The organism is Paucilactobacillus wasatchensis (assembly GCF_000876205.1).
Taxonomy (GTDB): Bacteria; Bacillota; Bacilli; order Lactobacillales; family Lactobacillaceae; genus Paucilactobacillus; species Paucilactobacillus wasatchensis.
In genome coordinates, this window is the sequence record NZ_AWTT01000056.1 from 1 (window position 1) to 9,284 (window position 9,284).

Genomic DNA, 9,284 nt, shown 5'->3' on the forward strand with positions numbered 1-9,284 from the left:
AATTAATTTCTTGGCGCACTCGTACTTTGCCGTACCACTAACGACACCGGCAAATCGACTTTTTGCGGCGTCATCATCGGCTTTTTAATTCGATTAACCAGCAATCGAGTTGCCATCTCACCCATGGCCAAGATTGGCTGTTGGACCGTGGTTAATTTGGGAGTAACGTATTCATCCAAATCAATATTGTCGTAGCCCATGATAGAAATATCAGTTGGAATCCTAACGTTATTTTGCATCATACCACGATACAACCCGATTGCCATTTCATCATTAATTGCAAACACACCAGTTGCAGAACTCTTCAAGACATCCTGTGTGGCTAAATAACCACCCGCTTTTGTCATCGGTGAGTAAATCACTGTTACCGCCTGTGCAAATACTAGTCCCGCCCGTTCAATTGCATACCTAAAACCATTTAATCGTCCCAATAAGTTAGCTGTTGGATTGTTCGGAATTGTCACAGCAAAGTGTTTGTGTCCTAAATCTAGTAAATGCTGCGCTGCCAGTTCGCCCCCTGAAAAATCATTGGTTTGCACTCGGTCACCTTCGACGATTGGGTTTTGATCCATCAATAAATACGGGATACCATTTTTCTTCAAAATTGAATCAATTGTTGCAATCGTGATCGAAGCACTAGCAATGATTAAGCCACCAGTGGCTCGCTCGATCATCTTCTCCAAATAATAGTTTTCAATTTTTTCGTCATGATTGGCCCCAAAAATGAGTGGAATATATTGCAACTCTCTTGCCGTTTCTTGAATTCCCTTAATAAAAGTACTAAAAAATGGGTTACCAATATTAGGAACAAGCACACCAATTGTCTGCGAGGATTTCATGATCAAATTACGCGCATTAAAATCAGGTACATAGTTCAACTGTTTTTGTAACTTCAGCACATGCTGCTGAGTTGCACTACTAAAGCGCTCACCTTTGCCATTTAGGATTTGTGAAACAGTAGTTACCGAAACATCTGCTGCTTGAGCTAAATCGCGAATTGTTGTTTTTTTGCGCATCATGTTCCTCCTCTCAAGACTAATTATTACACTAGTATACTTCTTTTATCTGGTTGTGTGAACAGTTTTTTTAAATTTTGTAAAACGTTTTACGTTGTTTGCTGATAAGTGTTTACGATGATACTGTTTTTAGAGCATAGCAGGAGATTAGTGGATAAATTTTTTTGTCATAGATAATTTAAAATTATAATTATTTTGTTGACACAACATGTTTTTAATCGCAGTAGTTTAGTGTATAAATGCAGGGGCTTCAGGTACGAAAGACACATTCGTACCTGAAGCCCCTGCATTTTTTATACCACGCCTTATTAGCGTAGTTAAAATACTCTTTTTTTATTGTCCTACAATTGCCTTTGCTTTACTCCATAAATCCGAGGCCTTTTGACCAACAGAATTGGCTCCTTGTGATACCTTGTCACCAAAACTTGAGGCGCCATTTGTGAACTCATCCCAAATACTAGTTGATGATGCTGTCTTATTTTTGGCCAATGTCGCAGCGTCTTTTGTATCAAATGCAGTCTGTTTGGTATTCGGTAAAATTTGTGTCATCTCAGTTTTGAATAATGTATTCGTGTTAACATAACTCGAATCGCTCAAAGTATGACTCTCATCAGTAGTATCATACCCTTCCCACGTTGCGACAACTACGTCAGGCGTATAACCAACAATCCATTTATCACGTTCAGAATCCTGTCCATTAACCACGTCCGAGGACGTACTACCTGTTTTACCTGCCACTGAATAGCCAGTCGGTTTGGCGGTTTTCCCAGTTCCCTCGTTGAAGACGCTCAACATCATACTGGTCATTTGTTTAGCAACTTTATTTGAAATAATCTGTTTTTTCTTAGCATTTTGGTTGTTGACAATCGTTTTACCTGAGGCATCAACAATCTTAGTAATAAAATGGGGTGTCGCTAGTTTACCATTATTTGCAAATGCGGTATAGGCGCCGGCCAGTTGCTCTGGCGAAACACCAGTTGACAGTCCCCCTAATCCTAATGCTAAATTTTTGTCCTTGCTAGTAACTGGCAAGCCAAATTTCTTAACAGATTCATACCCCTTGTTGACCCCAATTTTGTTCAATAACCAAACAGTTGGTGCATTCAAGCTTTGTGCTAAAGCTTTATACATTGTTACCTTACCGCTATACGTATCATCATAATTTTTCGGCGTATAATTGTTAGACCCATACGACTGTTTCTTATCTTGTAAAATAGAATCATAGTAGTATCCATTTTCCAATGCTGGTGCATAAACGGCAATTGGCTTTATTGCTGATCCGGGTTGCCGTTTCATTTGAGTGGCACGGTTAAACCCACGGAAAACGTGTGTTCCGCGACCACCAACCACGGCGGTAACACCACCATTATTGGGATTAAGAGCAATTGAGGCAGCTTGGACCGGAGTACCATCCGCTGAATCAGCCGGAAAATTACTGTCATTTTTAAAGATTGTTTGCATATCTTGTTGTTGATTTTGGTCCAGAGTCGTATAAATCTTGTAGCCTTTGTTCATGATATCTTCTTCGGACAGATTATACTTATTAATCGCTTCATTAATAACGGCATCAAAGTAATACGGATATTTGTAAGTATCTGTTTGTTTGTAGCCGTTAGTGATGGTTAAAGCCGTCTTTTTATATTTATCTGCTTGTGTCTGCGAGAGCTTGTTATTTTCGACCATTAGCTGCAAGACCACATTGCGACGTTGTTTAGCAGCCGCTGGATGTGCCACTGGATCATAACCACTAGGCGATGTCAGCATTCCCGCAAGCATTGCAGCTTGCGGCACTGTTAATTCACTAGCTGATCGGTTAAAATACCTCTCGGACGCATCCTGCACGCCCCACACCCCATTGCCAAAATATGCATTATTTAGATACATCATCAAAATATCTGCTTTAGAATACACATTTTCTACCTCAATTGAGATAAAAATTTCTTTTGCCTTACGAGTAAATGTTTGTTCTTGGGTTAAGTACGCATTTTTAACTAATTGCTGGGTTAATGTGCTCCCACCACCGGAAATATAGTCACGACCGAGTACCTTATTTTTAGCATATAAAACAGCGGCACGAGCGATGCCCTTAATTGAAAAGCCGTGTTCATGATAAAAGTTACGATCTTCGGTCGATAACACAGAATTTTGAATATTAGTCGAAATTTTATCAAGTGAAATATAAGTTCCCTTTTGTGAATACAGACTACCAGCTGAATTGCCTTTTTTATCATATACCCTAGTAGGCTTTTCCAGGGTCGCTTTTAAATTGCTAACATGTGCCGTTTTGGCTACCACTGTCAAATACCCACTGAGCAGTAGAAACAACGACAAAAAGACGACAATGAGCCATCGAGTTAACTGAAATCGATGCCAAAATCGTTTTAAAACTTGTTTAAATCGATGCCACAGTGGTGACAACCATTCTTTTAACTCTGCGAACCAGCGCCTAAATCTTGATGGCTGATTGTTCATATTGTCCTTCTCCATCTCTAAATATAATCAGAGTATATTTTATCATACAATCAGCTGTTACCATGGCTAACGTATCTTTTTTAGGATAATTTTATAAAATACTCGCTATGATAATTTAATGCTGCTTAAATAGTGCTAAATGCCGTTTTAAAAATGTAACGGTCTCACTATTGGGATTGGTTGCCAATTCAGCTGGTGTACCACTACCAACAATGTGTCCTCCTTGTCGGCCGCCCTTCGGACCTAAATCTACAATATAATCTGCATTAGCCAAAATATCCAAGTCGTGTTCAATCACAATGATCGTTGCACCTTGGGTTAACAACTGATCAAAAACTTTAATTAATGTTTGAATGTCTAACGGATGCAAGCCCACAGAGGGTTCATCGAACACAAATAAGGTTTCGGTCTGGTTGCGACCCATGTGTGATACCAATTTTAATCGTTGCGCCTCACCGCCTGACAACACTGGTGTGCTCTCACCTAAATGAAGATACCCGAGGCCCATTTTTTGTAATTTTAATAAAATTGATTCAATTTTAGGTTCTGACTCGAAAACTGTGATGGCCGTATTCACGTCCATTGACAATATATCTGCAATGCTTTGTTCATTCCATTTCACGTTCAGTGTTTCATTATTATAACGATTACCATGACAAGTTGGGCATTCTTCAATCATGTCTGGCAAATACTGAATGTCTAACGAAATCGATCCCGTACCATTACAAGTGGGACAAGCACCTGCTTTCACATTATAAGAAAAATGACTGGCACCAAAATTAAGTTGCTGTGCCTGCTTTGTTTGAGCAAACAATTTTCGTAACTCATCAAGTAATCCGGTATAAGTGGCTACTGTCGACCGCACGTTTTTTCCGACTGGAACTGAATCTACGGTGACCACACGGTTAATTTGATTGGCCGTAATTGAAGCCACATGTCGTGGCAATGATTGGCCTTGATTAAGTGCTTTGAGGCCTGGAATTAAACTATCCATGATTAGAGTAGATTTTCCCGCCCCCGAATAACCGGACACAACGTTGAGATGACGCATAATAAATTGAGCGGTCACATCATGTAAATTATACCGATCACTAACTGTAATCTGGAGGCGATCACTAGCACTCAGCTGTTGTGGTGTGATTTGCGGTCGCACACGCAATGTGGCTGTGCCCGTCAAAAAAGGAGCGATCAACGACTGCGGTGCCTGCTTGATTTGAGCTACCGTTCCTTGATCCACAATAGTGCCTCCGCGTTGACCTGCCTGCGGTCCAATTTCGATTACATAATCTGCAGCCGCGATAATATTAGTATCGTGATCCACTACTACGAGTGAGTTGCCATGATTAACCAATTGCCGTAACACTTTAACCAAACCGGTGACATTAGCCGGATGCAAACCAATTGATGGTTCATCTAAAATATACAAAACTCCTGTAGTTTCACTTCGTAATGTTCGTCCTAACTGGATTCGTTGTAATTCGCCAGTTGATAAGGTTTCACCGGCCCGGTCCAAAGTTAAATAGTCCAAGCCTAAATCAAGAATGGGTTGTAAACTATCCTTCAATTCACCTACTAAGTTTTTGCCAATCGCTTGCATTTGGGCCGGTAACCAATGCAAAATTTGGGGTACAAACTGCTTTAATGCACCAATTGTCATTTGGCTCACTTGGGCAATATTCAGATCTGCTACCTTAGTGGTTAATAATTCAGGTTTAAACCGATTGCCATGGCAGGTGGGACAAACTGCAAATGAATAGAAGCGATTTAAGCGCAAAATCGCCCGCTCATTTGTCGTGGTGGCAAGACTGTCCTCCACGGCTGCAAATGCATTTTCAAATTGGGCATTATCCATGTGAAATATTTTGCCAGTTTTAGATGGAATGTTGATTGCATATTGTTTCTTTTGACCATGCCAAACTTGCTCCTGTTCAGCGGCACTCAACTCATTGAATGGTGTGTCAATCGGAATTCCAATTTGTTGGGCTACATAAATCATAAAATTACGGCCAGGCAAACGCCATGAAGCCACCGCACCTTCACGGATTGTCTTTGTCTGATCTGGAATTAATCGGTCAGCCATAATTTGACGGACTTGCCCCGTTCCATTGCAATCCGGACAGGCACCATGCGAATTAAAGGCAAAATCTTCTGCCCCAAAAGCAGTAAATTTTACATGACAAACTGGACATGTAACTTCACCCATATTTTCAGCAACCGACAATGTTGGCGAAATTTGGTGCCCATTGGGACATTGATGTGAACCTAGACGAGAAAAAATCAACCGTAAAACATTCAGGCTTTCCGTCATAGTCCCAACAGTTGATCTAACACTAGGAACTGTGGGGCGTTGCCGTAACGCAAGTGCTGACGGTAAATATTTAACCTGATCAACTTCTGCCTTACCAACCTGACCAATTCGTCTTCGCGTATAGGTTGATAGTGCGTCTAGATAGTGACGGGCCCCCTCAGCGTATAAAACACCCATCGCTAATGATGACTTGCCCGAACCAGAGCGGCCCGTAATAGCAACAAATGCATTCAGTGGAATTTTAACGTTCAAGTTTTTTAAATTATTGACATGGGCGCCAATGACTTCGATATTTTCAGGAATAGTTTCTCGGTGTTGAACTGACATTGTCATACTTCTTTCATTAATTTAATTAGTATTAGTATACAGCTGATTTTGAAGTGATCAAAAAACGACAACCGCATAACACAGTTGTCGAATCTTTTATTCACTACTATCCTCGTTGCCACCAATGCCTTTTGGGATTGTTCAGCTGTTGAGCTAGCCGTCTTTGTTTGCGAGCGGCTCTGATTTCATCATCCCGTTTATCTGCCATTTTTCGTTTCGTTTCAGGATCAATATATTCACTAATTAAAATTTGTGGATTATGTTCAACCCCTTGGCGCTCCAATTCCTTGAAAATTTTAAGAAACGGTTTTTGGCGATAACGAAAGCCATCGATCATAATTGAATAAAAAGCTAGATTACCATTGTTGGCAAGATTGTCTCTTAAAACCGCAGACTTTTCATCCTCATCACTGACTGTACTCTTAGCTAAAATACCGATTTGCATCACCGCATTGTTTGGTGTCATTTCAATTTTTAAGATATCGTGCCACGAAACAGTAACGGATTTTACTTTAGTATTATCCGTCACCCCTTGGTCATTAATCAGGTAATCTGGATGATCCAAATGACCATCTCGAAATGTTTTGTAGGCCAGATATGCAAATAAGATGCCAAAGAAAACAACCAGTATTTTTAAAAATAACCAGGTCTTCACGAGCACAATTGCAAACAAACAAAGTGCAAACGCTAGGAAAATAGTTGCCGTCGTGTATGTTCTAATTTTATCTGGGTAAACCTCATAATTATTTTTCACAATCAATCCTCTAACTTCTTTGTTTGACTAAAAAAATCTGGGGCTGCCCAGATTTTTTAGTACCAAGACCTGTCAGGAACAATAGGTTTTACTTAATAGCTGAATTATACTCAACTTTTTTAGAATCTGGCACAGTTTGAAAGAAAACATCAATACCATTATCATGGAACTCTTTTAATTCAGCCCGCTCTTCATCACCAATTGCGACGGTTGGAATCACAAAATCAGTATTTGGCTTCTTCGAAATTCCACCAATATTTAATGATTTAAGTTCTAACCCAGCTGCTAACGCCTCTTTAACTTCTTTGATGTATTTGAAGACAATGACTACTTTGTCATTTCCAAATTGATCTTTCTTCCATTCCTCTGCAACCTCTGTGGCGGAATAAACCTTGATACTCAGGCCACCCGTTGAGTTAGTGCTGACATAAATGTCTTTCATAAAGTCATCAGCAGCGGTAGCATTGTCCACCACGTAAACTGAATTAGTTCCAAAACCCTTAGTCCACTTTGTCATCACTTGCCCATGAATCAAACGATCATCGACACGTGCTAAGTTAATTGTTCCCATGTTGATTCCTCCAGTACTCTTATTGTGATCTGGCTAACTTAATTATACCTTAAGCATTAATTTTTATGTTGCAAAAAGTTCTTGTCGATCAGTTTCATTCCGTCCTTAGCAACATCAATAGAATCATTAATCAACTTATCGGTGTCATTTTCCGCTTCCGAGAAATTCAACAGGTTAATCAGCAATGGTAAGCTTAGACCGGTCACGATCTTTAACTCACGGTATTTAGCTAGAGTTGATAATGAGACGTTTGATGGGCTGCCGCCGAGTAAATCAACTAACACAATCGTTTCATCATACGATTTCTCATTTTTGGTCAAAACGTCATAGGCCTGATCCCGTAATGCGTCAACGGATTCACCTGGGTGCAAACCTAACCCAGTCACATTTTCTTGTGGCCCCATTAAGAGTTCCATACTTTTCACTGTTTCAATCCCCATGTCGCCATGTGTAATTACTAAAAATGCACGTTTCATAATTTAATTCTTACCTCCGTTAGCCCATTAGATGATATAGAAAATACTCAAGACGATCAGAGCACCAGTTAAATATAACAAAGCGCGTGTAATCTTAAGTCCTTGTCGTTGGAAGTACCAGTAAACTAGCATAACAGCAAGTAATGGTAGTGCGCCAGGCAAAATCTGATTTAAAATCGTGTTCACATTGAAGCCTTTACCACTAATTGAGAATTTCAAGAAACTCCGAATTGTGATGTATTGACCGGCCAAAATTCCCATCATGTAAAGCCCAAGAATTCCTAATCCATCAATAATTCCCTGCATTCTTCCACCAGTCATGATTTCTTTAGCGGCAGAACGACCAAGTGAATATCCCATTTTAGTGAAGTAATAACCGTAAGTAAAGGTTGCGATGGCGAAACACAGAAATGGCAACAAGGCCCCCAAGAAATTACCTTGCTTAGCAAATGGTAAGAACATAGCAATAAAGATATATTGAATAGTTCCAGAATCAATCGAGTCACCAATTCCGGCTAATGGACCCATCAAACCAACTTTTGTGTTATTAATCATATCTTCCGAAATTGGTTCTTCACCATTAGCTAATGCCTTAGCACGAGCCTCTTCAAGTGAAATTGTCACACCGGTCAAAGTACCACCACCCCAAGTTGCTTGGGTGTTAAAGAATAGTAAATGTCGTTGGAATGACTTAGCTAATTCATCTTTATCTTTATATAGTTTTTGTAGTGTTGGAATTAAACCAAAGGCAAACGAAGGAGCTAGCATGCGGTCAAATGTATGCGGAACTTCGTTAGCCCACCACCAGCCAAACCAAGACTTCATCAAGTCTTTATTGGTAATGGCATCCGGTTGTGGAATTCGATGCTCAGTTGCTGCTTGTGGTTCTTCGTTAGTTGGTTCTATTGTTTGATTTTCACTCATTTTCTATCCCTCCTTTAACTATTTTCTGATGCATTCTTTTGCGAAAGCATTACGTACAAGATCGCAAAGATAACACCGAAGATGGCATAAATCGTCATGTTAATTTCTAGTTTGGCAAAGGCCACACTCATAAAGTATGCCAAGAAGAAGAATGGTAACAAGCGTTTCTTACCAATAACTTGCATGATGATGGCAATTCCTAAAGCAGCCAGTCCACCACCAACACTGTTTAGCACGTGAATAATGGTTCCGTGCTCAATGTTGGAAACCAGACCTGAAATAACTGGTGCACCAAAATACAAAGCAATGAAAATTAGTGGAATGAATAGCACAAATGAAATCAGAGCCGGAATCCCAATAATTGAGAACCGCAGTCCCCTGGCGTTTCCTTCACGAGCATATTTATCCATTGGTTTCAATGCGAAGGTGTTTAAGG

At 40.1% G+C, this 9,284-nt stretch carries 8 protein-coding genes; all 8 read right to left on the reverse strand.

Going from position 1 to position 9,284, the window contains the following annotated elements; all coding sequences use genetic code 11:
* Window positions 1-2 precede the first annotated feature (2 nt).
* Window positions 3-1,016 (reverse strand): ribose utilization transcriptional repressor RbsR, encoded by a 1,014-nt coding sequence (gene rbsR / locus WDC_RS08440; RefSeq protein WP_044011422.1) that lies wholly within the window; start codon window positions 1,014-1,016, stop codon window positions 3-5.
* A gap of 333 nt (window positions 1,017-1,349) precedes the next feature.
* Entirely contained in the window at window positions 1,350-3,488 is a 2,139-nt protein-coding gene (locus WDC_RS08445) for a transglycosylase domain-containing protein (protein ID WP_156127022.1), read from the reverse strand.
* Window positions 3,489-3,603: 115 nt separating this feature from the next.
* Window positions 3,604-6,123, reverse strand: a complete 2,520-nt coding sequence (locus WDC_RS08450; RefSeq protein WP_044011424.1) for an excinuclease ABC subunit UvrA — start codon at window positions 6,121-6,123, stop codon at window positions 3,604-3,606.
* A gap of 106 nt (window positions 6,124-6,229) precedes the next feature.
* Complete coding sequence (locus WDC_RS08455) at window positions 6,230-6,877, reverse strand: hypothetical protein (protein WP_052497843.1); 648 nt, start codon at window positions 6,875-6,877, stop codon at window positions 6,230-6,232.
* 88 nt (window positions 6,878-6,965) lie between these two features.
* The gene (locus WDC_RS08460; protein ID WP_044011425.1) at window positions 6,966-7,448 is read right to left on the reverse strand and encodes a PTS system mannose/fructose/N-acetylgalactosamine-transporter subunit IIB; all 483 of its coding nucleotides are present in this window, start codon (window positions 7,446-7,448) and stop codon (window positions 6,966-6,968) included.
* 56 nt (window positions 7,449-7,504) lie between these two features.
* The gene (locus tag WDC_RS08465; RefSeq protein WP_044011426.1) at window positions 7,505-7,924 is read right to left on the reverse strand and encodes a PTS sugar transporter subunit IIA; all 420 of its coding nucleotides are present in this window, start codon (window positions 7,922-7,924) and stop codon (window positions 7,505-7,507) included.
* A 27-nt stretch (window positions 7,925-7,951) separates the two neighbouring features.
* Window positions 7,952-8,848 carry a PTS system mannose/fructose/sorbose family transporter subunit IID gene (locus WDC_RS08470; protein ID WP_044011427.1) on the reverse strand — a complete coding sequence of 299 codons (897 nt, stop codon included), beginning with the start codon at window positions 8,846-8,848 and terminating at the stop codon, window positions 7,952-7,954.
* A 14-nt stretch (window positions 8,849-8,862) separates the two neighbouring features.
* On the reverse strand, window positions 8,863-9,284 hold a 422-nt coding region (locus WDC_RS08475; RefSeq protein ID WP_044011429.1), incomplete at its 5' end, for a PTS sugar transporter subunit IIC.